This is a genomic window from Parendozoicomonas verongulae, assembly GCF_009711465.1.
In the GTDB taxonomy this organism is placed as follows: domain Bacteria; phylum Pseudomonadota; class Gammaproteobacteria; order Pseudomonadales; family Endozoicomonadaceae; genus Sansalvadorimonas; species Sansalvadorimonas verongulae.
The window spans coordinates 59,215-85,535 of the sequence record NZ_SMME01000872.1 but is presented as its reverse complement, the minus strand read 5'-3'; the positions used below and the strand labels follow the sequence as shown (position 1 = coordinate 85,535).

General features: G+C 51.2%; 23 protein-coding genes. 9 read left to right on the top strand and 14 right to left on the bottom strand.

Going from position 1 to position 26,321, the window contains the following annotated elements:
* Positions 1–267: 267 nt before the first annotated feature.
* Both hslU and hslV read right to left on the bottom strand, forming a co-directional pair.
* Positions 268–1,608 (bottom strand): ATP-dependent protease ATPase subunit HslU, encoded by a 1,341-nt coding sequence (gene hslU, locus E1189_RS21215; RefSeq protein ID WP_155163170.1) that lies wholly within the window; start codon positions 1,606–1,608, stop codon positions 268–270.
* 27 nt (positions 1,609–1,635) lie between these two features.
* Complete coding sequence (hslV, locus tag E1189_RS21210; RefSeq protein ID WP_155163169.1) at positions 1,636–2,178, bottom strand: ATP-dependent protease subunit HslV; 543 nt, start codon at positions 2,176–2,178, stop codon at positions 1,636–1,638.
* A gap of 173 nt (positions 2,179–2,351) precedes the next feature.
* On the opposite strand from hslV, the gene E1189_RS21205 reads away from it, so the two are divergent.
* Positions 2,352–2,738, top strand: coding sequence for a hypothetical protein (locus E1189_RS21205; protein ID WP_155163168.1), 387 nt, complete (start codon positions 2,352–2,354; stop codon positions 2,736–2,738).
* A gap of 17 nt (positions 2,739–2,755) precedes the next feature.
* Here E1189_RS21205 and trpC read toward each other — a convergent pair whose 3' ends face one another.
* From trpC to rpe, 6 genes are all read right to left on the bottom strand, one after another.
* Positions 2,756–3,565, bottom strand: a complete 810-nt coding sequence (gene trpC, locus E1189_RS21200) for an indole-3-glycerol phosphate synthase TrpC (protein WP_155163167.1) — start codon at positions 3,563–3,565, stop codon at positions 2,756–2,758.
* A 14-nt stretch (positions 3,566–3,579) separates the two neighbouring features.
* Positions 3,580–4,617 (bottom strand): anthranilate phosphoribosyltransferase, encoded by a 1,038-nt coding sequence (trpD, locus tag E1189_RS21195; RefSeq protein WP_155163166.1) that lies wholly within the window; start codon positions 4,615–4,617, stop codon positions 3,580–3,582.
* A 14-nt stretch (positions 4,618–4,631) separates the two neighbouring features.
* Positions 4,632–5,231 (bottom strand): anthranilate synthase component II, encoded by a 600-nt coding sequence (locus tag E1189_RS21190; protein WP_155163165.1) that lies wholly within the window; start codon positions 5,229–5,231, stop codon positions 4,632–4,634.
* A gap of 20 nt (positions 5,232–5,251) precedes the next feature.
* Positions 5,252–6,724 (bottom strand): anthranilate synthase component I, encoded by a 1,473-nt coding sequence (trpE, locus tag E1189_RS21185; protein WP_155163164.1) that lies wholly within the window; start codon positions 6,722–6,724, stop codon positions 5,252–5,254.
* A gap of 368 nt (positions 6,725–7,092) precedes the next feature.
* On the bottom strand, positions 7,093–7,797 hold the full coding sequence (locus E1189_RS21180; protein ID WP_155163163.1) for a phosphoglycolate phosphatase: 705 nt from the start codon (positions 7,795–7,797) through the stop codon (positions 7,093–7,095).
* 31 nt (positions 7,798–7,828) lie between these two features.
* On the bottom strand, positions 7,829–8,500 hold the full coding sequence (rpe, locus tag E1189_RS21175; RefSeq protein WP_155163162.1) for a ribulose-phosphate 3-epimerase: 672 nt from the start codon (positions 8,498–8,500) through the stop codon (positions 7,829–7,831).
* A gap of 331 nt (positions 8,501–8,831) precedes the next feature.
* Here rpe and E1189_RS21170 point away from each other — a divergent pair, with 331 nt between their 5' ends.
* Complete coding sequence (locus tag E1189_RS21170) at positions 8,832–10,409, top strand: AbgT family transporter (RefSeq protein ID WP_155163161.1); 1,578 nt, start codon at positions 8,832–8,834, stop codon at positions 10,407–10,409.
* Positions 10,410–10,608: 199 nt separating this feature from the next.
* Here the strand turns inward: E1189_RS21170 and E1189_RS21165 are convergent, their stop codons facing one another.
* Both E1189_RS21165 and E1189_RS21160 read right to left on the bottom strand, forming a co-directional pair.
* On the bottom strand, positions 10,609–13,104 hold the full coding sequence (locus E1189_RS21165) for an ABC transporter permease (RefSeq protein WP_155163160.1): 2,496 nt from the start codon (positions 13,102–13,104) through the stop codon (positions 10,609–10,611).
* Positions 13,104–13,838 (bottom strand): ABC transporter ATP-binding protein, encoded by a 735-nt coding sequence (locus tag E1189_RS21160; RefSeq protein ID WP_155163159.1) that lies wholly within the window; start codon positions 13,836–13,838, stop codon positions 13,104–13,106. Before E1189_RS21160 ends, E1189_RS21165 begins: the two co-directional genes overlap by 1 nt.
* On the opposite strand from E1189_RS21160, the gene E1189_RS21155 reads away from it, so the two are divergent.
* Positions 13,813–14,472, top strand: a complete 660-nt coding sequence (locus E1189_RS21155; protein WP_329602157.1) for an arylesterase — start codon at positions 13,813–13,815, stop codon at positions 14,470–14,472. The two genes, E1189_RS21160 and E1189_RS21155, sit on opposite strands and share 26 nt — an antisense overlap.
* Positions 14,473–14,492: 20 nt before the next feature.
* Here E1189_RS21155 and E1189_RS21150 read toward each other — a convergent pair whose 3' ends face one another.
* From E1189_RS21150 to E1189_RS21135, 4 genes are all read right to left on the bottom strand, one after another.
* Positions 14,493–15,875: an AMP-binding protein gene (locus E1189_RS21150; protein WP_155163158.1), complete on the bottom strand. Its 1,383-nt coding sequence runs from the start codon at positions 15,873–15,875 to the stop codon at positions 14,493–14,495.
* A gap of 119 nt (positions 15,876–15,994) precedes the next feature.
* Positions 15,995–16,807: a co-chaperone DjlA gene (gene djlA, locus E1189_RS21145; protein ID WP_155163157.1), complete on the bottom strand. Its 813-nt coding sequence runs from the start codon at positions 16,805–16,807 to the stop codon at positions 15,995–15,997.
* 15 nt (positions 16,808–16,822) lie between these two features.
* Positions 16,823–17,548, bottom strand: a complete 726-nt coding sequence (murU, locus tag E1189_RS21140) for an N-acetylmuramate alpha-1-phosphate uridylyltransferase MurU (RefSeq protein ID WP_408014783.1) — start codon at positions 17,546–17,548, stop codon at positions 16,823–16,825.
* Positions 17,521–18,603, bottom strand: coding sequence for an aminoglycoside phosphotransferase family protein (locus tag E1189_RS21135; RefSeq protein ID WP_196221551.1), 1,083 nt, complete (start codon positions 18,601–18,603; stop codon positions 17,521–17,523). Before E1189_RS21135 ends, murU begins: the two co-directional genes overlap by 28 nt.
* A 280-nt stretch (positions 18,604–18,883) precedes the next feature.
* Here E1189_RS21135 and E1189_RS21130 point away from each other — a divergent pair, with 280 nt between their 5' ends.
* The 6 genes from E1189_RS21130 to E1189_RS21105 are packed head-to-tail and all read left to right on the top strand — an operon-like array spanning position 18,884 to position 26,266.
* A complete protein-coding gene (locus E1189_RS21130) occupies positions 18,884–21,853 on the top strand; it encodes an LPS-assembly protein LptD (protein WP_155163155.1) in 2,970 nt (989 codons plus the stop codon).
* Positions 21,854–21,872: 19 nt separating this feature from the next.
* Positions 21,873–23,171 (top strand): peptidylprolyl isomerase, encoded by a 1,299-nt coding sequence (locus E1189_RS21125; protein ID WP_196221550.1) that lies wholly within the window; start codon positions 21,873–21,875, stop codon positions 23,169–23,171.
* Positions 23,172–23,191: 20 nt separating this feature from the next.
* Complete coding sequence (gene pdxA / locus E1189_RS21120) at positions 23,192–24,190, top strand: 4-hydroxythreonine-4-phosphate dehydrogenase PdxA (protein WP_155163153.1); 999 nt, start codon at positions 23,192–23,194, stop codon at positions 24,188–24,190.
* A 16-nt stretch (positions 24,191–24,206) separates the two neighbouring features.
* Complete coding sequence (rsmA, locus tag E1189_RS21115) at positions 24,207–25,037, top strand: 16S rRNA (adenine(1518)-N(6)/adenine(1519)-N(6))-dimethyltransferase RsmA (RefSeq protein ID WP_155163152.1); 831 nt, start codon at positions 24,207–24,209, stop codon at positions 25,035–25,037.
* 15 nt (positions 25,038–25,052) lie between these two features.
* On the top strand, positions 25,053–25,430 hold the full coding sequence (apaG, locus tag E1189_RS21110) for a Co2+/Mg2+ efflux protein ApaG (RefSeq protein WP_155163151.1): 378 nt from the start codon (positions 25,053–25,055) through the stop codon (positions 25,428–25,430).
* Positions 25,431–25,459: 29 nt separating this feature from the next.
* Complete coding sequence (locus tag E1189_RS21105; RefSeq protein WP_155163150.1) at positions 25,460–26,266, top strand: symmetrical bis(5'-nucleosyl)-tetraphosphatase; 807 nt, start codon at positions 25,460–25,462, stop codon at positions 26,264–26,266.
* The last annotated feature ends 55 nt before the right edge of the window (positions 26,267–26,321 follow it).

Here is a 26,321-nt window from a genome sequence, read left to right as displayed (position 1 = left end):
CTTGTCATGATCATCAAAGCGCTTGTCATGCTCAGATTGATGCTTTTTAATTTGCTTAACATCCTGCCGCGTTTCACCAAGCAGCCGAACGACATCAGTTAGAGTATTGAGATTATGGTCGGGATCATTTTTAGCTTTCAGGACCATTGCGATTGCTTACCTGTAATAAATGAGCGTACAGCGTAGCAGATATTTACACAGGGGAAGCCACAAAAAAACCTGCCATGCCACGCACAACAGGTTTTTATATTGAAACAGCAACTCTTTTTAGAGAATATAACGGCTCAAATCTTCGTCCTGTACCAAGTCACCCAGGTATCTGGTCACGTATTCACCATCTATGGCAACATTCTCACCGGCAGCAGCCATATCTGCTGCGCCAAAAGAGATCTCTTCCAGCAGACGCTCCATAACAGTGTGAAGACGACGGGCACCTATATTCTCAGTACGCTCATTCACCTGCCATGCAACTTCAGCAATCTTGGTGAGTCCACTCTCCATAAACTCGATGCTCAGACCTTCAGTCTTCATCAGTTCTTTGTACTGCAGAGTCAGAGACGCATCTGGCTCAGTCAGAATGCGTTCAAAGTCCTGTACACTCAGAGCCTTCAGCTCAACACGAATAGGCAGACGACCCTGCAACTCCGGAATCAGGTCGGACGGTTTGGACAAGTGGAATGCACCAGAGGCGATAAACAGAATGTGATCTGTTTTTATCATGCCGTACTTGGTGTTTACGGTGCAGCCTTCTATCAGAGGAAGCAGGTCGCGCTGTACCCCCTCACGGGACACTTCACCACTGCCACCACCAGAACCAGCACGCTTGGCAACTTTGTCGATCTCATCCAGGAAGACGATACCGTTTTCTTCAACGGCCTGAACGGCTTTCACCTTCAGCTCTTCTTCGTTAACCAGCTTGCCAGCTTCTTCATCCTGCACCAGCTTCAGAGCGTCTTTTACCTTCAGCTTGCGAGTCTGCTTTTTGCCGGTGTTCATGTTGGAGAACATGTTTTGCAGCTGGCTGGTCATCTCCTCCATGCCGGGAGGGGACATGATTTCCACGCCCATCTTGGCTTCCTGGATATCAATCTCGATTTCCTTGTCATCGAGCTGACCTTCACGGAGCTTCTTGCGGAAGATCTGGCGGGTACCACTTTCTTCTTTAGGCTGACTGTCTTCTGAAAAACTGCGGGCCGGTGGTAGCAGAGCATCGAGGATACGGTCCTCTGCCGCATCCAGAGCGCGGTGCTTCACCTTCTCCATTTCCTGCTCACGCATCATTTTGATGGCAGCGTCCATCAAGTCCCGAACGATGGACTCGACATCTCGGCCAACGTAACCCACTTCGGTAAATTTGGTTGCTTCAACCTTAATGAAAGGAGCATTTGCCAGACGTGCCAGACGCCGAGCCACTTCTGTTTTACCCACACCGGTTGGGCCAATCATCAGAATATTCTTGGGGCTGATCTCATTGCGCAGGTCGGCATCCACCTGCATTCTGCGCCAGCGATTACGCAGAGCAATAGCTACGGCGCGCTTGGCTTCGTCCTGGCCGATAATGTGTTTGTCCAGCTCGTGAACAATTTCGCGGGGAGTCATGTTAGACATAATTCTTATCTCAAGCCGCTAAAGCGATTACTCGCTGTCTAGCTCTTCAATGGTTCGGGAATGGTTGGTGTAAACGCAGATATCACCAGCAATATCGAGGCTCTTCTTCACGATTTCCAGAGCAGGCATATCCGTATTCTGATTCAGGGCAATCGCTGCAGAACGAGCAAAGTTGCTGCCAGAGCCGATCGCCAGAATGCCATCCACAGGCTCCATCACATCACCATTACCGGTAATAATCAGGGAAGCCTTCTTATCTGCCACAATCAGCATGGCTTCCAGACGCTGCAGAGTGCGGTCGGTACGCCACTCTTTGGCAAGCTCCACTGCGGAGCGAACCAGTTGCCCCTGGTGCTTTTCCAGCTGGGCTTCAAAACGCTCAAACAGGGTGAAAGCGTCGGCAGTACCACCGGCGAAACCAGCAATAACCTTGCCATCGTAGAGGCGGCGCACCTTGCGGGCATTGCCTTTAATCACGGTGTCACCCAGAGAAACCTGACCATCACCACCAATAACAACCTTGCCGCCACGACGGACGGAAAGAATGGTTGTACCTCTGAACTGTTCCAAGAGAAACTCCTGCAAATGCATCTATGGAGGGGGATATGGGGCGGCTATCTGAAAAATTCAAGGAGACAAACAAAAAAGAACCTATTCAGACTCTCTAACATATATGTTATTGAAGGAACCTGAGCAGTGAAGACCAGCCTAATGGGCAACATATTCCACTAAGAGAGAATCCTATGCTTCCTGCTGTTACCCACGCCCTGCGCTCTACCAATCAAGTGGTTCAATCCCCGGAAACCGCACAGCCAGTCGTCGCAATATTTAAAGACCAGTGGACCTGCGTAGCTTTTGAAGGTCACATCAAGCACATGACAGAATGCGTCAAGTGCGGTAATGAGTATGCCGATATCGCAAGAATGAAGCTCATAAAGGACAACACCATTCGCATCGCTTACCAGTGCAAGCCTCAATGCAGCCTGCTTATTCCTCGTGAGCAACTAGAAAGAAACATCTATTTACCCGCTAGAATTATTCAACAACAGTTGCCTGCCAAACGATCCAGCGCTCACAATGGCGAAAATTGCTGCGACGAGTATCCTCAGCCAAAAGCTATGAAGAGATAAGTACCCAAATCATTGCTTTATAGGTACCCTTGAAACAACCGAGCCAGTTCTTCACCCGGCTCCTCTGCACGCATAAAGGCTTCACCCACCAGAAACGCACTCACTTTGTGGCTAAACATAGCCGCAATATCAGCACGGGTATGAATACCGCTCTCAGTAACAACCAGCCTGTCGTCAGGAATCTGCGCCAATAGAGAGTAAGTGGTTTCCAGAGTGACATCGAAGGTATGCAAATTCCGGTTATTGATACCCAGCAGCTTGTTATCCAGCTTGAGGGTATGCTCCAGCTCCTCAGCATTGTGTACCTCGATGAGCACATCCATACCCAGCTCACCGGCCAGTGCATTCAGTTCAAACATAACCCGATCATCCAAAGCAGCGGCTATCAACAGAATGCAATCCGCCCCCAAAGCACGGGCCTCATAAACCTGATAGGGTGAGACGATAAAATCCTTACGAATCACCGGAAGCTGACAAGCATTGCGCGCGTCTATCAGATAGTTTTCATGCCCCTGAAAAAAGTCACGATCAGTAAGAACCGACAGACACGCCGCGCCTGCCTTTTCATAGCTTCGGGCAATTTCTGCGGGATGAAAATCCTCACGAATCACGCCTTTACTGGGAGACGCCTTCTTAATCTCCGCGATAATTCCGGCATGGCCGACATTCACACATGCCGTAATAGCATTTACAAAGCCCCGAGGCGTATCCGCCTGTAAAGCTTTCTCTTTAAGGCTGGCCAGTGGCATCATTTCTGAGCGCTCAGAAATTTCTTCCCATTTCCGGGCAATAATTTTTTTCAGCACTGTTGGAGTATCAGGTGTCATTGTTCCCCCCTCCCTCAGTCGTTTTTGAAAACGCTGGTGAAGTCGGCCAGCTCTTTCATTTTTTCTAACGCCAGACCGCTGGAAATAGCATCCTGCGCCATAGCCACACCTTCCTGCAGAGAACTGGCGACATCGGCTGTGTAAATCGCCGCACCGGCATTCAGGGCAATGACATCAGCCGCCTTTTTGGCATACTTGCCTTCCTGCTTGCCCAGCGCATCGCGAATCAGTGCCAGAGACTCTTCAGGGCTATTGACCTCCAGCCCAATCAGGCTCTGGCTATCAATACCAAGTTCTTCCGGTTTAATGTGATACTCGTTCACCTCTCCGTCCTTCAGTTCCGCAACCAGCGTCTCACTGGCAAGACTGATTTCATCCAGGCCATCCAGGGCATGGACAACCATGACATGGTTATTACCCAGGCGTTGCAATACTTCCGCTATTGGACGACACAGTTCACCCGTAAACACACCAATCAGAAGATTAGGCACACCAGCCGGGTTGGTCATAGGGCCGAGAATATTCATAAAAGTACGAATACCCAGCTCTTTGCGGGGGCCAACAGCGTACTTCATAGCCGCGTGGTGATTCGGGGCAAACATAAAACCAATACCGATTTCCTCCACTGCACGGGCCACCTGCTCAGAGGTAAGATTCAGATTAACACCCGCCTGCCTGAGCACATTAGCACTGCCGGAGCTGCTGGAAACCGCCTGATTGCCATGCTTGGCCACAGATACGCCTGCTGCTGCTGCAACAAAAGACGATGCCGTTGAGACATTAAACAGGTTTGCACCATCACCACCAGTACCCACGATATCCACAAGGTATTCTGCTTTCACTTCTACCTTCGAAGCCAATTCCCGCATTACGGTGGCGGCACCGGCAATTTCATCAATACTCTCGCTCTTCATGCGCAATGCAGTGAGAAATGCGCCGATCTGTGCCTCAGTTGCGCCGCCAGTCATAATCTGATGCATAACCGCTTTCATCTCATCAAAGCTGAGATCAAGGCTTTGTACGACGCGGCCAATTGCTTCTTTAATATCCATCGTATTTCCCACTCTCAGTGCTTATTGAGTTGATGTTGTTGTTTTAAAAAGTTGGCCAGCAGGTCATGGCCAAAGTCCGTCATGATAGACTCTGGATGGAACTGCACACCTTCAATCGCCAGCTCCTTGTGGCGTAAGCCCATGATTTCATCCATGGAGCCATCGTCATTTTGAGTCCATGCGGTGATTTCCAGACACTCTGGCAGCGTCCCTTTATCCACAACCAGAGAATGATAGCGGGTACAGGTGAATGGGTTATCCACACCTTCGAACACACCCACGCCATTGTGATACACCGGAGAGAGCTTGCCATGCATCACCTCGCGGGCACGGATAACATCACCGCCAAATACCTGCCCGAGACTCTGATGCCCCAGACAAATCCCCAGCAGAGGAATCTTGCCGGCAAAGTGACGAATAGTATCCATAGACACACCGGCTTCATTGGGCGTGCAGGGGCCGGGGGAGATCACGATATGGTCAGGCTGTTTAGCCTCAATCTCTTCCACTGTGATTTCGTCGTTTCTGTATACCTCAACGTCAGCACCCAGCTCACCCAGATATTGCACGACGTTGTAAGTAAAGCTGTCATAGTTGTCGATCATCAAAAGCATGTGTTCTGTCTCCGTACTTCTCAAAGGCCATCTCGCGCCATATCTACCGCACTGAAAATGGCACGGCCTTTATTCAGCGTTTCCTTCCACTCCAACTCCGGCACAGAGTCTGCAACCACACCGGCACCTGCCTGAATATTCAGCTGCCCATCTTTAATCACAGCAGTGCGAATAGCGATAGCAGTGTCCATATTTCCATTCCAGGAGAGGTAGCCCACGGCACCGCCATAGATACCGCGTTTAACTGGTTCCAGTTCATCAATAATTTCCATAGCCCGCACTTTGGGCGCACCGCTGAGAGTCCCTGCTGGCAGCGTGGCTCGCAGAACATCCATTGCCGTCAGGTCATCCTCTAACTGCCCGGTCACATTAGAGACAATATGCATGACATGGGAGTAACGCTCCACAACCATCTTGTCGGTCAGATTTACAGAGCCGGTTTTGGCCACACGCCCGACATCATTACGACCCAGATCGATCAGCATCAGGTGCTCGGCAATCTCTTTCGGGTCAGCCAGCAGTTCCTGTTCCAGCTCTATATCCCGCTCAACCGTTGCACCCCGTTTACGGGTACCGGCAATCGGGCGAACGGTCACCTCACCGTGTTCCAGGCGAGCCAGAATCTCCGGCGAAGAGCCTACCACGTGAAAATCACGGAGGTTCAGATAATACATATAGGGAGAAGGGTTCAGGCAGCGCAGGGCACGATAGAGATTCAGCGGATGCTCATCATAAGGTAACGTCATACGCTGGGAAGGCACCACCTGCATCACATCCCCGGCAAAGATATAGTCCTTTATTTTATCCACAGAGGCTTTGAAGTCGTCTTCTTTCCACAGAGGGGTGAAGGTTTTTTCTGCCCGGTCTTTCTTGCCGTCGCCGGATGGCAGATAAGCACGTTTGTTCTTCAATGCCTGCAGGCGTGCATCAATAGCAGCTTCAGCGCGTACCAGAGCATCAGTCTCCGACGGATCAACATGGGTGATGAAAGTGACTTTGCCGGTGAGGTTGTCAAACACCACCAGATCATCCATCACCATCAAAAGAATATCCGGCGTACCCAGCACATCTTCAGGCTGAGAGTGTGCAAGGCGAGGCTCAATATAGCGCACAGTGTCGTAACCGAAATACCCCACAAGGCCACCATTAAAGCGAGGCAAATCGGGCAAATCCGGAACCTTAAACTGTCCCATGAAGGTTTCGATTTCTGCCAGCGGGTCCTGCACCTGACGCTGCTGAACAGTCTGACCATCGGTTTCCAGCACCCATTCATGGCCGGTCACCTTGAGCACCGTGCGGCTACCCAAGCCTATAAAGGAGTAACGGCCCCACTTCTCACCTCCTTCCACAGACTCCAGCAAACAGGAGTAATCGTTATCTGCAAGCTTGAGATAGGTAGAGAGAGGGGTGTCAAAGTCAGCCAGCACCTCACGGGTGACAGGTATACGGTTATACCCCTGACTGGCCAGTGTCTGAAACTGTTCAGGCGTCATGGCAGGTAATCCCTGTAGCGTAAATTTTTATCTGAAAATAATTGTAAATTCGATACCGCATTACACCATTGGGTAAGCATAAGCGGCAGGGGCGGTCAGGCGCAGAAACGCCATCGCCAGAAAAGAGGGGCAAAGATCAAGATCGGATTGTAAGTAGTCAGGCTATTCACTGGCCACTCCGTCTTATCAAAAAGTCAGCCACCATTCAGAGGGTAAGCTGGTGCGGATAAAAATATACAATGCACGAATACTATAAAAGCTGGAGAGCAATAGCAAACACCTCGCTGACATTCTCACTAGCAGCAGTGTCTAAGGCGTATCCCTCCCTTTCAGGGGGGGAGAGAAGGATACGGAATGGCAATCTTACCCTAACTTTGCTGAATCAGGATCAACTCATCCAGAGAGCTAACCAGCAAATCAGGATGAAAACTTTCAATCGGTTCGCCATGATTGTAGCCATAAGGCACCCCCACACACTGAACACCAGCAGCTTTAGCCGCTGCGATATCATGACGGGAATCTCCAACCATTAAGGTGTGCTCCTTTGACACCTCAGCCTGTGTCATTACATGAATCAAAGGCGCCGGATCAGGCTTTCTCAGAGGCAAGGTATCACCACTCACCACTTGGGAAAAGTAGTTATCCAATCCCAGTTGTTGTAGCAAATTACCAGTGAATCGTTCGCTCTTATTCGTAATAACGGCCATGTCCACATTGAGGCTTTTCAATGCATTCAGGCATTCATACACCCCATCATAAACCACACTGTAATGACCGCAGCTTTCATCATAGGCACGGTCGAAAAGATCTTTTGCCCGTAAGAATTCTGGCGAAGTCATATCTTCTGCCCACTCATGCAACTGTGCATCACGAAGTGCTCGCTGAACCAGCTTCGCTATGCCATTACCAATCCATACCCGCACCTTGTCGGTGCCAGCTGCTGGCTTGCCCAGCTCTTCGAGCATGGCATCTGTTGCCGTTACAATATCCGGCACACTGTCCACCAGCGTGCCATCAAGATCAAACATCACCAATTGGGGCATCTGGCCCGCAAACAGCCGGTGAATAAGCATCCCTGCCTCCAGGAATTCTAATGAAAAGTGTTTATCTGACCTGAGCCAGTTCATTACGCATCTGGCTGATAGCCGTCGCATAATTTCCCGAGTTATAAATGGCAGAGCCAGCCACAAATGTATCAACACCCGCTTCAGCAATCTCACGGATATTACCCACGCCCACGCCACCATCAATTTCCAGACGAATATCCAGACCACTCTCATCAATCATCTTGCGCACTTTACGGGCTTTATTGAGAGTAGAAGGAATAAACTTCTGACCACCAAATCCAGGGTTCACGGACATCAACAGAATCATATCCAGGCGATCCATCACATACTCAAGACAATCAGGAGAAGTCGCCGGATTCAAAACCAGACCAGCCTTGGCTCCACCATCACGAATCATCTGCAGGCTGCGATCCACATGCTCAGACGCTTCAGCATGAAAAGTAATGTAACTGGCGCCCGCCTTCAGGAAGGCCTCAATCATGGCATCAACAGGTTTTACCATCAAATGAACATCAATAGGCGCAGTAATGCCGTAATCCCGCAGGGACTGACATACCATAGGGCCAAACGTCAGGTTGGGAACATAGTGATTGTCCATAACATCGAAGTGGACAATATCAGCACCGGCATCCAGCACCGCCTGCGTATCTTCACCAAGGCGAGCAAAATCAGCAGAGAGAATGCTGGGCGCAATCTGAAAGTCTTTCATGGTATCTCTTGTCAAAGGTCGCGAGCGTGGAAAATCGGGATTATAACGGCTCACTTCAAGTACGGCTATTTATCAGCAACGTAAAGATATATCTGTTTTCAGGTCAAGGCAGGGTTTCAGGATTCAGCATCAAGCTTCTTTTTGTAAGGATGCCTCAGGACTTTTTCCTGCATTGATCTTAATCAAGGATTCGATAGCGACTTATACGTACATTGCCCTCCAACGGTTGAGCTGATCAAATTAACACAAAACCCAACAAAATCACTCACCCGATACGTTCACCAAATAAAAGCCTGCTAAGGCTAACATGCCAACAAAAAAGGGAACCACAATGTCCAGCGCTCACGCGGAAAGCGGCGGTAATATACCGCCGAAGCACCGGCAGTCTATTGCCGATCGCACCCTGAATTTTATAGAACGCAATGGTAACAAGCTGCCCTCACCGGCGATGTTGTTCCTTTACTGTCTTGCTATTACACTCGGCCTGTCGTTTGTTTTCTCGTTGATCAGCTTCGACATGGTCGACCCCCGCTCCGGTGAAACCATCGCCATCACTAACCTGATGACCGGAGACTACCTCGCCAGCTTCCTCGCCTCCTCTGTCACCACCTTCACCTCCTTCCCACCACTGGGAGTGGTACTCGTTGCCATAATGGGTGTTGGTGTTGCAGAAAGCTCTGGCTTTATCAGCACCACTCTGAAGAAACTCCTTAAGATGACCCCCACCAAATTCATCACACCTATGGTGGTGCTGATTGGTGCTATCAGCAGTATCGCTTCCGATGCTGGCTACGTGCTGGTTATCCCTATGGGCGGTATTATTTTCTATGCAGCGGGCCGTCACCCACTGGCTGGTCTGGCTGCGGCATTTGCCGGTGTATCCGGTGGTTTCTCTGCAGGTCTGGTGCCCAGCGCCATTGACCCACTGCTGCAGGGCTTCACCCAGGCCGCGGCCCAGACTTACGATCCCACCTACATGGTGAATCCGCTGTCTAACTTCTTCTTCACTTTCTCCTCCACCTTCCTGGTGGGTGTAATGGGCTGGTTCGTCACTGACAAGATTGTTGAGCCTCGCCTGCAGCGCAATGTGAAGATTGATGAGAATATTGAAATCGATCAGGACCTGGACACCATCAGCGAAGACGAAGCTCGCGGCTTCCGTAACGCCGGCCTGACCATGCTCGGTATGCTGGTTGCTCTGACGGTCATCGCCATTCCTGAAGCGTCCCCACTGCGAAACAGCGAAGGCCTGCTGACGGCCTTCAATGCGCCACTGATGGGCTCTATTGTTCCACTGATTTTCCTGATCTTCCTGATTCCTTCCATCGTTTATGGTCGTGCAACAGGTAAGTTCAAGAACTCTGGTGATGTGATTAATGCCATGGGCGAGTCCATGGTGCCAATGACTGGCTACATGGTTATGGCGTTCTTCTGTGCGCTGTTCCTGAAGGCGTTCGGTGATTCCAACATGGGTACTCTGATTGCCCTGTCTGGTGCGGAAGTTCTGCAAGCCATGGACATGCCTGGTCAGTTCACCATCATCGGCATTATCCTGCTGACCTGCGTTGTAAACCTGTTCATCGGCTCCATGTCTGCCAAGTGGGCACTGATCGGGCCTATCTTTATTCCCATGCTGATGGCTGTGGGTATCTCTCCCGAACTGGCACAGGCCGCTTACCGTGTGGGTGACTCCGCGTCCAACATCATCACGCCGATGCTGACCTACTTCCCGCTGATCGTGATCTTCTTTCAGCGTTACTCCAGGGAATCTGGTATCGGTACTGTGGCCTCTACCATGCTGCCATTCTCTATCGTATTCCTGATCGGCTGGACTGCCTTCCTGTTACTGTTCTGGGGGTTGGGCCTGCCGCTGGGTATCGCATCTACTTACGCCTACCCAATCGGCTAATAAAACGATACAGGTCATGTAATAAATACCCCCGAGATGTGAGTCTCGGGGGTATTCTTTTGTAGAGAGTCTTATAAGTGAAAAGTTTATCCACCAAAGCAGTGATCAACCTCCTGAATTACCTGTGGATAACCTTTCTATATTGGACGGTTCTAAGCTTTCATTGATGTGTTCATTTTTTGATCAGAATCAACATTTATCATATGCCTTTCAAAACATTTGAAGGTGACTGCTGTACAACACGCCGTACGCCCAACCACCCCGCGAAGCCAATGACCACAGCACCAAACAGCGGTAAGGAGAGCCACAACCACCATACAGGCGCCCAACTTATCTCAAATACACGTGTATTCAGCCAGAGGCTGCACAACTCTGTGCCAGCAGCGCCAATCAAGCCAGACACTGCACCAAACAGCACAAACTCACCGGCCTGCATGACCACTAACTGACGACGACTGCCGCCCAGCGAGCGAATCAAGGCGCCTTCCTGCAGGCGATGATCGATACTGGATTCAATCACAGATGCCATGACCAGTAACCCTGCCAACAGCAACGCACCCAGCATAGCTTCCACTGCTACAATGGACTGCTCCAGCATTTTTCGCACCTGGCCGATAACAGAATCCAGATCCAGCAGTGTCAGGGTTGGGAACTGAGTGATGAGCTGGTTTAGAAGCATTTTATCCCCAGCCTGCAGGTAAAAGCTGTTCAACCAGGAAACAGGTAAATCTTCCAGCGCAGCTTTCGGGAAGATCATGTAGAAGTTCGGGCGGAAGGATTCCCACTGCACGTCGCGTATACTGGTTACTGTTTCCGTCACTTCACGGCCTGACACCATAAACGTCAGCCGATCTCCCATCTTGATACCAAGGTGCTCAGTCATCTCTTCTTCAACAGAGACACCTTCCGTTGCACCTAACTCCCACCACTCGCCCTCCAGCAAAGTGTTGGTTTCCGGCAGTTCGGCCGACCATGTAAGGTTCAATTCTCTGTTAATAGAATTGTGACCCCGCTCCTCTTTAGAAACGGCCTGTCGTACATCCACACCGTTAATTTTCACCAGTCGTCCACGAACAATAGGAAACAAAGCACTGGATTCAATACGACTGTCTTCCAGAAAGGTACGATAGCCTTCCACAGACTCCGGCTGAATATTCAGGGCGAAGTAGTTTGGGGTATCTTCCGGCAAATCCCGCTGCCAGCGGTCCAGAAGATCAGTTCTCAGCACAAGAACAATCGCCATCGCCATAAAGGTCAGGGAAAACGCCAGCAGCTGTGCCGAAGACTGAGAGCGCTGCTGAATCATCCGCTTTAAACCCAATCGCCAATAGAGAGGCATGGGCTGTCTTGAGATTCTTTTATCCACAGCCAGCATGACAAACTGCACACCAACAGAAACTGTCACCAGTATTCCAGCCCCGGCCATCACAATGCCTGCTGTCATTAATAACTGCCCGGTGTGATACCAAAGAAGCAGTACCATAGATGCCAGTGAGAAAGCATAAACCAACCATGTAGATGGTGGTGTTGGTGCCAGTTCCCGCCGTAATACGCGCAACGGAGACACATTCTGCAATCGTAATAATGGAGCCAGCCCAAAGCCCAACAGGGTGATAATTCCAGTGGCTCCCCCTACAACCATGGGCAGGATACCCGGTTGAGGCAGCCAATCTGGCAGCACGCCTTTCAACAGCGCAACAATACCCGCCTGCATCAGCCAGCCAAGGGCTACACCGGGTATAGCCACCAGCACAGCGACCAGCACCAACTCACCGATAAACAGGTTCATAACCTGGCTGCGACTGCCGCCAAAACAACGCATAATGGCAGAATTATCAAAACGTCTTTCCGCAAACCGACGGCTGGCCATAGCCACGGCAATACCGGCCAAAAGAATCGCCGCCATACTTGCAAGACCAAGGAACTGCCTGAGCCGGACAACAGAGTTTCTTAAATCACGACGGCTGTCGTCCGCCATAATCAGCTGTTCACTGGCATTCAGCTTACCTTCCGACCAGGTTTGAAAGCGCTGCAACTGCCGTTGATCTCCGGCCAGCAAGGTTTTCCAACTGACTCGACTGCCCGGCTGAATCACCCCCGTCGCTTGCACATCCTGCATATTGAACATCAGGCGTGGAGATAAACTGTAGAAGTCTCCGCCACGGTCGGTTTCCAGAGTAATAGCTTTGGTAACTGTCAGTTCAGTCTCACCCAGCGTTACTTTGTCACCTATTTTTACACCCAAAAGCGGAAACAACCTTGGTTCCAGCCATGCCTCACCCGGTGCGGGCGTTTCATCCAGCGGCGCATCTTCCACAAATGGTTCAGGGGAGCCGCGCATATAGCCACGCAGAGGGTAATTGCCTTCCACGGCTTTGGCGGAAACCAGCTGCATTTCATCCCCAGTCATCACCACAGAGGGAAACTCCAGCACTGTGGATAACTCCAGACCCTGCTCCGCAGCACCAGCAGAAATACTATCCTGCAAAGGCTGAGGGCTGTGGATAACCATATCCGCACCAAGCACTTCGGCCACCTGCTGACCGAGAACCAACTGCAAACGATCGCTGAACAAAGAGATGGCCGTGCTGACGGAAACCGCCATTAACAGGGAAAGCACCAGCAGCCACAACTCACCGGCTCGCCAGTCACGCACCATAAATCGCCAACAGAGCTTCGTGTTGTTCAAACTCATTATGCCCCCCGTCCTGATTCACCATGAAGAGCACCACCTTGAAGATGCAGCACACGATCACAGCGATTTGCCAAATCAAGATCATGAGTAACCAGCACCAGCGTAGTGCCACTTTCCCGATTCACTTCAAATAACAGTTCAATAATCTTCTCACCGGTTTTCTCATCCAGATTGCCAGTGGGCTCATCGGCAAAGAGAATGGCAGGCTCACCGGCAAAGGCACGGGCAATGGCCACCCGTTGCTGTTCTCCTCCAGACAACTGCTTGGGGTAATGATCCATACGCTGATCCAGCCCCACTCGTTCAAGCAAGTGTCCGGCACGTTTAACAGGATTATCCTGACCAGACAGCTCCATCGGCAGCATTACATTTTCTAAGGCCGTGAGGTTAGGAAGTAGCTGAAAAGACTGAAACACAAAGCCTACGTGCTCCCCGCGTACACGAGCACGGTCGTCTTCATCCAGGTGATCGATACGGGAACCTGCCAGCACGACCTCCCCCGAGGTAGGCTGGTCAAGTCCCGCAAGAATACCCAGCAGGGTGGACTTACCGGAGCCTGATGCTCCCACAATAGCCGCTGCTTCTCCCGGCTTGATCTGCAGATCAAGGCCAGCCAAGATAGTCAGCTCACCACTGCGGGCTACAACCGTTTTGGTGAGATTTGAAGCCGCAACAGCAAGTTGCTTTTCATCACTGGGGGAATTACTGGTGTTATCAACAAAAAGGTTGGCCATAGGTTACCGTCTTATCATTATGTGGCTGTTGACAGCACTGCTTCTCGTTGGTTTGGGATTGTTCAGCCAACAGGTCAGAGCTGCAGAAAAAACGTTGTTGGTGTATGGCGACAGCCTGAGTGCCGCATACGGCATTGAACTGGAGAAAGGCTGGGTCGCACTTTTAGGGGACAAATTACGCCAGACACACCCTAAGTGGCAAGTAGTGAACCTGAGCATCAGCGGAGAAACCACATCAGGCGGCTTAAGCCGTTTACCAAAAGCTTTAAAAACGCATACACCCGATCTGGTATTGCTGGAGCTGGGTGCCAATGATGGTTTGCGAGGAACACCCTTGAAAGCCATCAAAGACAACTTCACTGCCATGATGACTATGATGGCAAAAGAGAAGATTCCGGTATTACTGTTTGAAATGCACATGCCGCCTAACTACGGCACGGCATACACCAAACGTTTTAACGGAATTTATAAAGATTTAAGCGAGACGTTTAGCGTACCACTTGTCCCGTTCTTTTTAGAGGGTGTGGCTGGACACGCAGAGTTAAACCAGCCAGACGGGATTCACCCCACTGCCAAGGCTCAGCCAAAATTGTTTGAGAACGTTTGGCCGAGCCTTAAACCACACCTTAAATAGGGGGGGGGGGAGGGGTCAAATCAGGACGGCTCTTCCACCCGCCCTACAAACCGATAAAAACGGGGGTTCTGTTCATCAATGACGAACAAGTCTCCCGTTCCCTGATAACCATCTTTGTAGCAAGGTTCTTCGCTCTCACCTTCTGGTTCACTGGGATAGTAACGATCGAACAGCGAAGGGCCTTTCACAAACAACTCCCCGGGAGTGCCCGGTTCGGTAATTTCCTGCGCATCACCCGCTACCAAACGAGTACGTACCATGCGGGACATACGGCTGTTCCAGCCATCCACCTGTTCATCAAAACGGGGAAACAGATGCTCTTCCCACTGGTCGCAACGATCGGCCGGTGTCGCCATAAGGCTGGCGCCTTCACTGGTGCTGTAGCAATTCAGGACAGCGACTTTTCCAGAACTGGCAATTTTCTGGGCAATGCCAGTATCCATAGAGGAAAAGCCGGAAATCACTGTACGCAATGAGCAAGGCTTACCCATGCTATCCAGTAACTCCTGTACAGCCACCAGCTGTGCCGGAGGCACGCCTGCACAGGTAATACGATTCTGTTCCAGCTGCTTTTTGAGAACCTCAGGCTCGCCCGTCTGGTTCAGCACCAGTCGCGCACCAGCCATCAGCCAGTTATAGAGAAACGCACCAATGCCCGACACTTCCGAAAGGGAAAACGAACACAGTAGTGAATCCCCATTACGCAACCCTGCCCCCTCATAAACAAATGAGGCCAGGGCAAACCATTGATTGTGGGTTCTGGGTATAGCGGGGTGTCTGTCCGTGTGGCGCTTCCATGTCAGGGTAAACACCTCATTAGGCGACACTGGCATAGAATCCATAATCGTCCCGAGGTGGCGAATTTCCTCAGGGGTAGCCGGCGATTCCAACGACAGGTTTAAAATATCCCCCACTGCAGATGGTGAGAAGCTGGCAAACTGACAGGATTCCGGCAGCCACGTACGCGCCTGCTTCAGGAGGTCCCGGTGACGATAACGACACCCCACATACATCACCGGCTCCAGCTGCAAAGACACTTCCGCCAGACTCGCCGTACTTTGATCCACAGACATGGGACACAACAGTGCACCAATACGAGCAACAGCCAGATACAGTACAACGGTTTCAACGGTATTGGGAAGTTGAGTCACAACTACCTGATCTTTCTTCAACCCTGCTGCCAGGAGGCGGGCACTGACATCGCGAACAGCAGAGAAAAGATCACTGTAGGTGAGCTGGCGTGGCGGCAGGTCGCTAAAGCTTTCACGGTCGGGAGGGTCAACCAGCGCAAGGCGCCCAGGGTGAATAGCTACAGTCCGTCGGAACAGGCTTTCCAGGGATTCCTCGCCCCAGAATCCTCGGCGTACGTAAAACTCGATAGACTCTCTGCTGCTGGTTTGCATGATCTGAACGCTTTTTTATGAGTTGTTATGATACACGTACAAAACGAAATCAGACTAGCCAGTCACAAACATAACATCAACCGTTATTTGCCTGAGCCAGCCTGATTGAACGACAGCGATCAAGAACTCTGTTTACGGTGCTTTTGAATCAAATCATAAGCCGCCTGAATTTCCTGCGTCTTCTTCTTCGCTACTTCCATCATCTCTTCCGGCAAGCCTTTGGACACCAGCTTGTCGGGGTGATGCTCACTCATCAACTTGCGCCATGCCCGTTTCACATCCCTGTCGCTGGCATCACTGCTTACACCCAGCGTTGCATAGGCTTTTTTCAGTTCATCGGCAGAGGAGCGCCCCTGCCAGCTACCCTGCTGATATCCACCACCAGCATGGTGAGAATAAAATGCCCGCTGTGCCTGAAAACGCTGGAACAGCATGTCAAAGGCCATTTTATTCACACCCAGCCAGTGACAGGCTTCGTGAAGGATATCCATTTCTGCCGGACTGATTTCACCATCCGCAAACGCCGCCTGCAACTGAATTTCCAGAAACATCTGAATCAGGCTGCCACCGGCACTCTGACGAAAATTGGTCAGTACCCGACCAATATCTGCTCCGCTCTTGCCTTGGTTGAACAGGCGAATCGCCTGCTGGCGTTGTTCCGGGCTGAGGCGCATCTGATTCATCAGCGCAGTCGCCAACTGAATCTCTTCTTCTTTCACACGACCATCAGCCTTGGCCAGCTTGCCCATTACCAGAAAGGTGGCTTCAAAGAAGGCGGTTTGAGTTTGCGTCTGGCGCTGGCGGCCATACACCATGCGGGGACGCTTACTTTGATTATCGAGCCATGCCCCCAGCAGCGCGCCCATAATTGCACCAAAGGGCCCGCCAAACATCATGCCGAGAAAACCAAATAAAACTGTTCTGAACCACATAAAATTATTGATCTCTTAACACTGCTCGCCAAATAGGCCTGCAGTAATATCCTTTTCCAGAGCCTGTAGTCGTTCCGGAGTTCCTACATCCAGCCAATACCCCTGATGCAGCTCTCCGGTCACTCTGCACTCAGTCATTTTCTCTTTCAGCAAAGGTGCCAGAGGAAAAACGCCGGGTTCGCAATTATCAAACAATTTGGGATGAAGAACACTGATTCCTGCGAAAGTGTGCTTATTTTTTCCACCGGTGCTGACTTGCCCATTCTCCAGAGCAAAGTCGCCATCGGGATTATGGCTGGGATTGGACACAAGTACCAAATGTGCCAGCATCTCAGAGTCAGTCAGTGTCAGGGAAAAAAAGTTTATATCGGTAAACACATCGCCGTTCACTAACAAAAAGGGTTGCTCCCCCAACAGTGGCAGCGCTTTGAAAATCCCGCCTCCGGTTTCCAGAAGCTCACTTTCACGGGACCAGAGGATATTAACGCCCCAACGCTCACCATTGCCAATCGCCTGCTCCAGCTGTTCACCCAGCCAGGAGTGATTAATCACGATGGTTGTAAAACCGGCAGCCACCAGCTTTTCAATGTGCCACTCGATCAGAGGCTTACCACCGGCAGGCAAAAGGGGCTTGGGGGTATGTAACGTCAGTGGTCGCATGCGGGTACCTTTGCCCGCCGCCAGAATCATGGCTGTCTTCAAAGGCTGGTTCATCAGTTCACCAGCCTGTAATCCTGCCACCAGGATTGCTTGCCCAAACGGGGAGCCACTTCTTCCTTCAGCCATTGCCCAGCATCCGCCAGTTCACTGTAACGCTCACACACCCATTGGAGATAGGCAAACACTCGGGGAATATCGTTGAGATAGCCGGTTTTCCCATCACGTTGCCAGAGTCGTATAAAGATGCCCAGTACCTTGATATGGCGTTGTGCCCCCATCCAGTCAAACCATTGATACAGCTTTTCCTTCTCTACGCCCTGTAGATGGGGAGACTGCCCGGCAAACTTATCCAGCCATTGGTATACCTGGCTTTGAGGCCAGTCGATATAGCAATCCCTGAGCAGGGATACGGGATCATAAGTCACCGGCCCCAGCACAGCATCCTGAAAATCAATCAGGCCCAAACCGTCGGGCAACATCATAATATTGCGGGAGTGATAATCCCGATGAACAGGAACTGTAGGCTGCTCTAGCGCAGAAACTGTTATTTTATCGAACAGCTCGTTGAGAAGCGCCTGCTCATCATCTCCTAACTCCATTTGCAAAAGCGTCTGCAGGCACCACTGAGAGAAAAGGCTCATCTCGGCCTGAAGGCGTTCGGCATTGTATGTCGGCAAGGGATAATCTTCAGGAACATGTGTACTTTGTAAAGCCAGCAACGACGCCATGGCCGACACATAGAGCTTATCTACACGCCTCCCTTCCACACGATACTGATCGAGGCTGGAATAAAGCAGCTGATCCCCAAAGTCTTCCAACAGCATATAGCCACGGCCCACATCCACCGAATGCACAGCGGGAGTGCGCACGCCCTGGGCACGCCAGCTGCGAGCGATGGAAGTAAAACGCTTGCAATCCTCATGCTCTGGCGGAGCATCCACGGCTATAAAACTGGTATTATTGGCGGTTTGCGCACGAAAGTAACGCCGGAAACTGGCATCACCGGAGACCGATTCCAAGGCTGTACTTTTACTACGCCCCAGCGTTATGGAAAGTTGCTCACTACACCAGTTATCCAGCTCGGAGTAGCGGTCATCGTCCGTGTTTGTACCTGACAGCGTGGGATTTGATTCCATGAATGAACAGATTCCTTCCGGCATTTAACGAGATTTCGACTAGCTTATACCAGCATCAGAGCCTGCTGGGGCTTTCAGATATGGTACAACACACTCGCTGATAAGTATGAGGCTTTCTTCATGCTCTGTGATGAACCCGAGTATTGCAGTATCATGCTCCTTTTTTGACGGGTCACGACTCATACTCAGGTGCACCGCCTGACATTGGATGGCACGAGATCAGGAGTAACCTTAGCGCGTATACGTACCGTCTGTACGCGCAAGGGGAATCTCGCCAGATATGATGGAGTCACCAACAGAAGCCGACGGGAAGGCCGGATTCAAACCGATGGCAAAAAACATCTTTATCTTGAGAAACAAACTCCCTCTGGTTATCACCACAGGTCTGCTTGCCAGTTTGCCTGTACTACCAGCAGCGGCGAATACAGAGCTCACACAGGACACCCAATGGCTGTGTCAGCAGAATACAGCGGGGAATGGCTGGCAATGTAATATTGCCCCCAGAAAGGCAGGCCCTATACCATTCGCCAAACGCGCCCCTGTTACACCTGCGCTGAAAAAAGCACCTGACATTCCAGTGGTTGTTGAAGGTCAGACCAGCCGTGCAGACAGCGCTCTGGCGGTTACAGCCCTGACAGCACCAGCTAATGCGGAGGTCTCCGCTCTGCCCGTTAGTCCTACAGCGGCAGGCTCCGAACAATCCACGTCCGTAGCCAGCGCCTTTGCTACTCTGGACTGGCGCCCCCTGAACCAGCTTCCCGCAGCCAGACAGACCACACGCAGCGCGCTGATGTGTGAAGGCGGCTATGTGGAGCCTTATCGCCCCGGCATTGATTTCAAAGGCGATCCCTCCGACGCACCGATTTTCGCGGAGGCAGATGAGTCCACTTATCTGGAAACCGGCCAGGGTACACTGACCGGCAATGTGGTTGTTCGTCAGGGCTATCGCCAGATTGAAAGTGATGTCGCCAATATGGACCGTAACACCAGCGAATCCAACTTCATTGGCAATGTTGTTATTCGCGAACCCAATATACTGATGGTGGGTGATCGTGCCGATGTGAATATGGACAGCGGACGAGCGGAAGTCACCAATGCCAAATATGTTTTCCATGATGCTGGCAGCCGGGGTAAGGCTCAAAGCATTACCCGTCGTGAAAGTGGCATTATTGATCTGGACAAAGCCACCTACACCACCTGTAAACCCGGTAGTTGCGTCTGGAAGCTGGATGCGGGAAAAGTTGAGCTAAACCCAACCAGCGGATTTGGCACAGCCACCAACGCCACGCTGGATCTGTGGAACCTGCCGGTGTTTTACACACCATGGATCAGCTTCCCTCTCGATGATCGCCGCAAGTCCGGCCTGCTGTTCCCCTCCTTTGCCTGGGACTCTGGCACCGACGGCAATGGTTTTGATTATACCCAGCCCATTTACTGGAATATTGCTCCGAATATGGATGCCACCATCACCCCCCGGGTGATGACAAACCGTGGCGCACTGGTGGAATCCGAGTTCCGTTACCTGACCCCATCAGCAAAAGGTGAACTGGGCGGAGCCTACACCACTGCCGACCAGGTTGAAGACAAAAACCTGAATTACGACCAGAACCGCTGGATGGTCAACCTGCTCCATGAGCAGAACCTCACCAGCAACTGGAGCTACAGGGTCAACTACACCGATACCAGTGACCGTGAGTATTTCGATGATTTCGGTACAGCCCTGAATGTTGACTCCATCAGCCCGCTGAAAAAAGAGATTTACACGACTTACGAGGGTGGAGGGCAAAGCTCTAATCAGTGGAAAGTCAGCCTTGGCACCCAGCAGCTGGAGAATATGACTCAGGATGCTGATGACCCTTACAACAAAGATATCGACTTCGACCTGACTGGCGCCTGGGATATCGGCTCTGGTTTTGGCTTTGATTACGCCGTGGGTTATACCGACTTCCAGCGGGATAAGGACTGGAAGTATCAGAAACAGCAACTGGTCACAACAGTTCCCGGAGAAGATGTTTACCGCGGTTTATGGGGTGAGCCGACAAGCAAGAACACAACCCATGCTATTGGTCAGCGCCTGAATACGGATTCCACCGTGAAGTACCGCTTTCAGAACATCTACTCCTTTGTAGAACCCGGTGTTCAACTTCGCACTGTGAATTACGATCTGGACCGTGTTGATGCCAACTCAATCTACGTTGACCAAAAACCCTTTAAAGACTTTGGCTATAGCGACAGCGACCTTCAGAAACCATCCACTGCGGGTGCAACGTACTATCTCGACAGCGGCCTGTTCTTCGACCGCCCAGCCAGCTTTGGCAACATGAAGTTCACCCAGACTCTGGAACCTCGGGCCAAGTATGTTTACACCCCGCATATCAAAGATCAGGATCTCAACCCTAACTTTGACTCCAGCGAAAGCTCTTTCAGTTACAGCTCCCTGTGGAGAAATGACCGCTTCTCCGGGCCGGATCGTATCGGTGATACCAATCAGCTGGCTCTCGGTATTACCAGCCGCTTCCTGGAAGACAATGGCTACGAGCGTTTCAAGTTCGGTATTGGCCAGATTTTCTATTTCCAGGATCGCAAACTATTTATTGATGCAACACTTAACGATAACAACAAAAACAATGACACGAATCTGACTGAAACCAACCAGCGAAAAGTTGATGCCAACAAAGCCTCAACATCACCACTGGCTACCCAGCTGGTGTGGAATATCCGTCGCGACCTGAGACTGACTCAGGACTGGATGTATAACACCAATGCAGGGCATAACTCAGAGTACGCAATTGGCATGCAGTATCTGCCAAAGGCCGGCAGCGTGTTCAATGCCCGTTACCGTTACCGGGATCAGGTTGACCGGACAGTGAAAGAAAGCTCAGGGGCGAACAAAGGCAATAATAAAATCGTTAACGGTAAGCCGGTCTATACCTCCGGCAACCTGGAAGAAGTCGATTTCAGTGCCGTATGGCCACTCACTCCACAGTGGAGCGTGCTGGGCCGTTACACCCACGACCTGACTAACAAACGCAATATGGAAAGATCGTTTGGTTTTGAACAGGAATCCTGCTGTTATATGATTCGAGTGATGTATCGTAACTGGATTGATCCAACCAAAGACATTGATACCGCTGAAACAGATAAAGGTATCTTCTTTGAGTTTGTACTCAAAGGTCTGGGCAACATTACCAGTAGTCGGGTTGGTGCCTTCCTGAACGAAATTACCGGATACAGCAGCCGTAAGGACTGATATAAGTTACGTTATGACAATGAAAAGCATTCGAAACGCCCTGCTATCCGCCACTCTGGCGGTGGCAGGCTTATCTGCCGTTGCCAACGTAGCAGTGGCCAAGGTTGTTCCTCTGGACAGAGTTGTCGCGGTTGTGGATAACGATGTCATCATGGAAAGCGAGTTGAACAGCCGACTGGAAACAGTTCGTCGCCAGATCCAGGAGCGCAACACCGCACTGCCCCCTGAGAATGTGCTCAAACAGCAGGTATTGGAGCGATTGATTATCGAAGACCTGCAGCTGCAGATTGCCGACCGCGCAGGCTCTCGTATCGACGATGCCTCCCTGAACGATGCCATTCGCAGCATTGCTGGCCGTAACGGCATGAGCCTTGATCAGTTCCGTGAGGCACTGGCTCAGGATGGCCTGTCTTACAGTGATGCCCGTGAGCAGATTCGTCGTGAAATGCTTATCAACCGTGTGCGCCAGCGCCGGGTGATGGAGCGTATTCATGTGACCGACCGGGAGGTGGAAAACTTCCGTAAGTCCGAAGAGGGTCGTCAGCAGTTGGCTATTGAGTACCGTCTTGGCCACATTCTTGTATCTCTGCCAGAAGGTGCAACGCCTGATCAGATTGCCAAAGCCCGTAAAAAGGCCGAAAGCATTTATGAGCAGCTGAAAAACGGAGCTGACTTCGCCCAGACAGCCGTCTCCCAATCCCAGAGCCAGAATGCGCTGGAGGGTGGCGACATCGGCTGGAGAAAAGCCGATCAGCTCCCCACCCTGTTTGCCGAAGTAGCCGTTGACCTGAAGAAGGGTGAAGTGTCCCGCCCTATCCGTAACCCCAGCGGATTCCACATTATCAAGCTGACAGATACCCGTGGTAATGAGCAAACTCTACAGGAGCAGGTGAAAGCCCGTCATATTCTGATCAAGCCCAATGAAGTGCGCAGCGATCTGGAGGCCCAGGAGCTGGCCCGTAACCTTTACAGCCGTCTCGAGAAAGGTGCAGATTTTGCCGAGCTGGCCAAGGCCTACTCTGATGACACGGGATCGGCCCTGAACGGTGGAGAGCTGGGATGGTCAAACCCACAGGATATGGTTCCAGCCTTCCGCGAGAAGATGCTGTCATCGTCACTGAATGTGGTTAGTGAGCCCTTCAAGAGCCGCTTCGGCTGGCATATTCTTGAGGTAGAAGGTAAGCGCAAAGAAGATATCAGCGATAAAGTACGCGCCGCACAGATTCGTGAGATTCTTGGCCAGCGCAAGTTTCAGGAAGAACTTCAGGTCTGGCTACGCGAACTGCGCGATCAGGCTTACGTAGAAATTAAACTCTAACGCTCAAAACTACACCCCGTATGTCACAAAACCGGATTCCACGGCTCGTTATCACCTCTGGCGAGCCAGCCGGTATTGGCCCCGATCTCTGCTTGATGCAGGCTACCCATAGCCATAGAGCAGAGATCGTCGTCATTGCCGACCCTGACCTTCTCCATGCCCGGGCTAAACAGCTCAGCCTTGATGTTTCCATAAAGCTATTCAGCCCGGAAAAATCTCCTGTTCCAGCGAAGTCGAACGAGCTGTTGGTGTACCCCTGTAAACTGCAGCAGGACGTTACTCCCGGACAACTGGATCCACGCAATGCCAGCTATGTACTGGATATACTCACCATGGCTGCAAAAGGCTGTGAAGATGGTTTATTTGATGCCATGGTGACCGCTCCCGTGCATAAAGGCGTTATCAATGAGAGTGGTGTTGCTTTTTCCGGCCACACGGAATTTCTCGCAGAACTCACCCATACACCGCAGGTTGTGATGATGCTGGCCACAGAGGGGCTGCGAGTTGCACTGGCAACCACTCATCTGCCACTTTCCCAGGTACCTGCGGCCATTACCAGTGAGTTACTGAACGATGTGATTACGATTCTCCATACTGATTTGAAAACCAAATTTGGCATTTCAGAACCCCGGATACTGGTGTGTGGCCTGAACCCTCATGCAGGTGAAGATGGTCATTTAGGGCGGGAAGAGATTGACATCATTGAACCTGCACTGGCCAGGCTGCGGGGACAGGGTATGAACCTTTCTGAGCCACTGCCTGCGGATACTATTTTCAACCCCGGCAGGCTGGAGCACGCGGATGCCGTACTGGCTATGTATCACGATCAGGGTTTGCCGGTACTGAAATTCAAAGGTTTTGGAGAAGCCGTGAATATCACACTCGGTTTGCCTATAATCCGCACTTCAGTAGATCATGGAACTGCCCTTGATCTCGCAGGTACCGGGCTGGCCCATGAAGGTAGCCTGAACACTGCCATTGTCTATGCCCTTGATATGATCAGCGCTCAGTTGCCTTGATCATACTCTATGACCCATGAGTAACACGACTATCAGCACTTCTATTGATAAACCGGCCATTCCTCATAAAGCGCGAAAGCGTTTTGGCCAGAACTTCCTCCATGATCCGGGCGTTATTGATCGTATTATCCGAGCCATTGGCCCTCGCACAAACGATCACCTTGTAGAGATTGGTCCGGGTCAGGGTGCCCTCACCAACCAGCTTCAGGCCACCGCACAGAAGATGGATGTAGTGGAGCTGGATCGTGACCTGATCCCGTTCCTGAAACTTCAGTTTGGTCTGAACGAGAACTTCACCATTCACGAAGCAGATGCTCTGAACTTCGACTTCGCCAGCCTTCGAGAAAGTGATGAACAGCTGCGCATTGTCGGCAACCTGCCCTACAACATTTCCACACCATTGATCTTCCATCTGGTGTCCTTTGCCGACATCGTAGAAGACATGCACTTTATGCTGCAGAAGGAAGTGGTAGATCGCATGGCTGCTGGTGCTGGTGAGAACAATTACGGCCGCCTCAGCGTAATGGTGCAATATTTCTGCAAAGTGGATTACGTTTTCCACGTTGGCCCTGGTGCATTCAACCCGCCCCCCAAGGTGGACTCTGCCATTGTGCGCCTGACACCTTATAAAGAGCTGCCCCACCCCTGTAAGGATCATCGTTTACTGGATCGCGTGGTGAAATCAGCTTTTGCTATGCGTCGAAAAACCATTCGTAATGGCCTTAAGCAGCTGATTACCGGGGATGAGCTCTCTGAGCTGGATATTGACCCAAGCCTGCGTCCAGAGCGTCTGCCTCTTGAGTCCTTTGTGAAAATTGCCGATTATCTGGCTGACAAACACAGCTGACAACAGGGGCTGCCCTTGGAAAGCCATCGCCTGATAGATGTTCGGGTAGAAACCGAGTTTCTGCCTGATCGTTCCAACGCTGCTAAAAAGCAATTTGCTTTTGCTTACCACATCACAATTACCAACAAAGGTGATTATGGCGCGAAGCTGCTAACCCGACACTGGTACATCGTTGATGGTGACCAGAAACAGCAGGAGGTTCAGGGCGATGGTGTTGTTGGGCAGCAGCCCTATATCCTGCCCGGCTCCAGCTACTCTTACAGCAGTGGCTGTATTCTTGATACACCAGTTGGCTGCATGCACGGTTCCTATCAAATGCTGGAAGATACCGGGGAGTTTTTTGATGCACACATCCCCCTTTTCAGCCTGCGGGTTCCTGCTGCTATTAACTAATACGTTCTCATCTCACAATTTGAATTTTAATGACCACATACGCGGTTGGTGATATTCAGGGATGCTATAGCACCCTTCGCAAGCTTCTGGACAAGGTGTCCTTCGACGAAAGCAAGGACAAACTCTGGGTGGCCGGAGACCTGGTGAACCGTGGCCCCGAAAACCTTGCCACACTCCGCTACCTGAGAGGTCTGGGAAAACAGTGTATTGCTGTTCTCGGCAACCACGATCTTCATCTGCTCGCCATTGCTGCGGGTGCACGCAACCCTAAACGCAATGATACCATTGAAGATGTTCTCAACGCTCCCGACCGTGACGAACTGCTTCACTGGCTCAAGCATCGTCCTCTTGTACATTACAGCGAAAAGAAATCCTGCATTATGGTTCACGCTGGCATCCCTCCTATCTGGAGTGAAAAGAAATGTCTGAAGCACGCCGCAGAGCTGGAGGCTGCCATTCAAGGGCCAGACAGCGATGCCTTTTTCCACAATATGTACGGTAACGAGCCTGCGACCTGGTCGAAAGAGCTGGAGGGCATTGATCGTCTGCGCATCATTGCCAACTACTTTACTCGCATGCGTTTTTGCAACGCCAAGGGCATGCTTGAACTGGATTCCAAAGGCAATACACCGCCTTCCGGTTTTGCACCATGGTTTCTTCACAACCACAAACACTCAAAAAAGACTACAGTGATATTTGGGCACTGGGCAGCTTTGGAAGGCCGCGTTTTCAAATCGGGATATGAAGCTCTTGATACCGGTTGTGTGTGGGGAGGTTGTCTGACTGTGATGCGCATCAAAGACCGGGTCAGGTTTTCGGTGGACGCTGACGGGTAATTCCCAGTACTATCTGAGGAAATAACCACTCAGCCAGTCCGGTTTACCAACAACA

What these genes read in the sequence shown, in the direction of transcription:
- hslU (WP_155163170.1), bottom strand. Translation starts at nt 1,608, where the DNA reads ATGTCTAACATGACTCCCCGCGAAATTGTTCACGAGCTGGACAAACAC.
- E1189_RS21205 (WP_155163168.1), top strand. Translation starts at nt 2,352, where the DNA reads ATGCTTCCTGCTGTTACCCACGCCCTGCGCTCTACCAATCAAGTGGTT.
- trpC (WP_155163167.1), bottom strand. Translation starts at nt 3,565, where the DNA reads ATGACACCTGATACTCCAACAGTGCTGAAAAAAATTATTGCCCGGAAA.
- trpD (WP_155163166.1), bottom strand. Translation starts at nt 4,617, where the DNA reads ATGGATATTAAAGAAGCAATTGGCCGCGTCGTACAAAGCCTTGATCTC.
- E1189_RS21190 (WP_155163165.1), bottom strand. Translation starts at nt 5,231, where the DNA reads ATGCTTTTGATGATCGACAACTATGACAGCTTTACTTACAACGTCGTG.
- trpE (WP_155163164.1), bottom strand. Translation starts at nt 6,724, where the DNA reads ATGACGCCTGAACAGTTTCAGACACTGGCCAGTCAGGGGTATAACCGT.
- E1189_RS21180 (WP_155163163.1), bottom strand. Translation starts at nt 7,797, where the DNA reads ATGCTTATTCACCGGCTGTTTGCGGGCCAGATGCCCCAATTGGTGATG.
- rpe (WP_155163162.1), bottom strand. Translation starts at nt 8,500, where the DNA reads ATGAAAGACTTTCAGATTGCGCCCAGCATTCTCTCTGCTGATTTTGCT.
- E1189_RS21170 (WP_155163161.1), top strand. Translation starts at nt 8,832, where the DNA reads ATGTCCAGCGCTCACGCGGAAAGCGGCGGTAATATACCGCCGAAGCAC.
- E1189_RS21165 (WP_155163160.1), bottom strand. Translation starts at nt 13,104, where the DNA reads ATGAGTTTGAACAACACGAAGCTCTGTTGGCGATTTATGGTGCGTGAC.
- E1189_RS21160 (WP_155163159.1), bottom strand. Translation starts at nt 13,838, where the DNA reads ATGGCCAACCTTTTTGTTGATAACACCAGTAATTCCCCCAGTGATGAA.
- E1189_RS21150 (WP_155163158.1), bottom strand. Translation starts at nt 15,875, where the DNA reads ATGCAAACCAGCAGCAGAGAGTCTATCGAGTTTTACGTACGCCGAGGA.
- djlA (WP_155163157.1), bottom strand. Translation starts at nt 16,807, where the DNA reads ATGTGGTTCAGAACAGTTTTATTTGGTTTTCTCGGCATGATGTTTGGC.
- E1189_RS21135 (WP_196221551.1), bottom strand. Translation starts at nt 18,603, where the DNA reads ATGGAATCAAATCCCACGCTGTCAGGTACAAACACGGACGATGACCGC.
- E1189_RS21130 (WP_155163155.1), top strand. Translation starts at nt 18,884, where the DNA reads ATGATGGAGTCACCAACAGAAGCCGACGGGAAGGCCGGATTCAAACCG.
- E1189_RS21125 (WP_196221550.1), top strand. Translation starts at nt 21,873, where the DNA reads ATGAAAAGCATTCGAAACGCCCTGCTATCCGCCACTCTGGCGGTGGCA.
- pdxA (WP_155163153.1), top strand. Translation starts at nt 23,192, where the DNA reads ATGTCACAAAACCGGATTCCACGGCTCGTTATCACCTCTGGCGAGCCA.
- rsmA (WP_155163152.1), top strand. Translation starts at nt 24,207, where the DNA reads ATGAGTAACACGACTATCAGCACTTCTATTGATAAACCGGCCATTCCT.
- E1189_RS21105 (WP_155163150.1), top strand. Translation starts at nt 25,460, where the DNA reads ATGACCACATACGCGGTTGGTGATATTCAGGGATGCTATAGCACCCTT.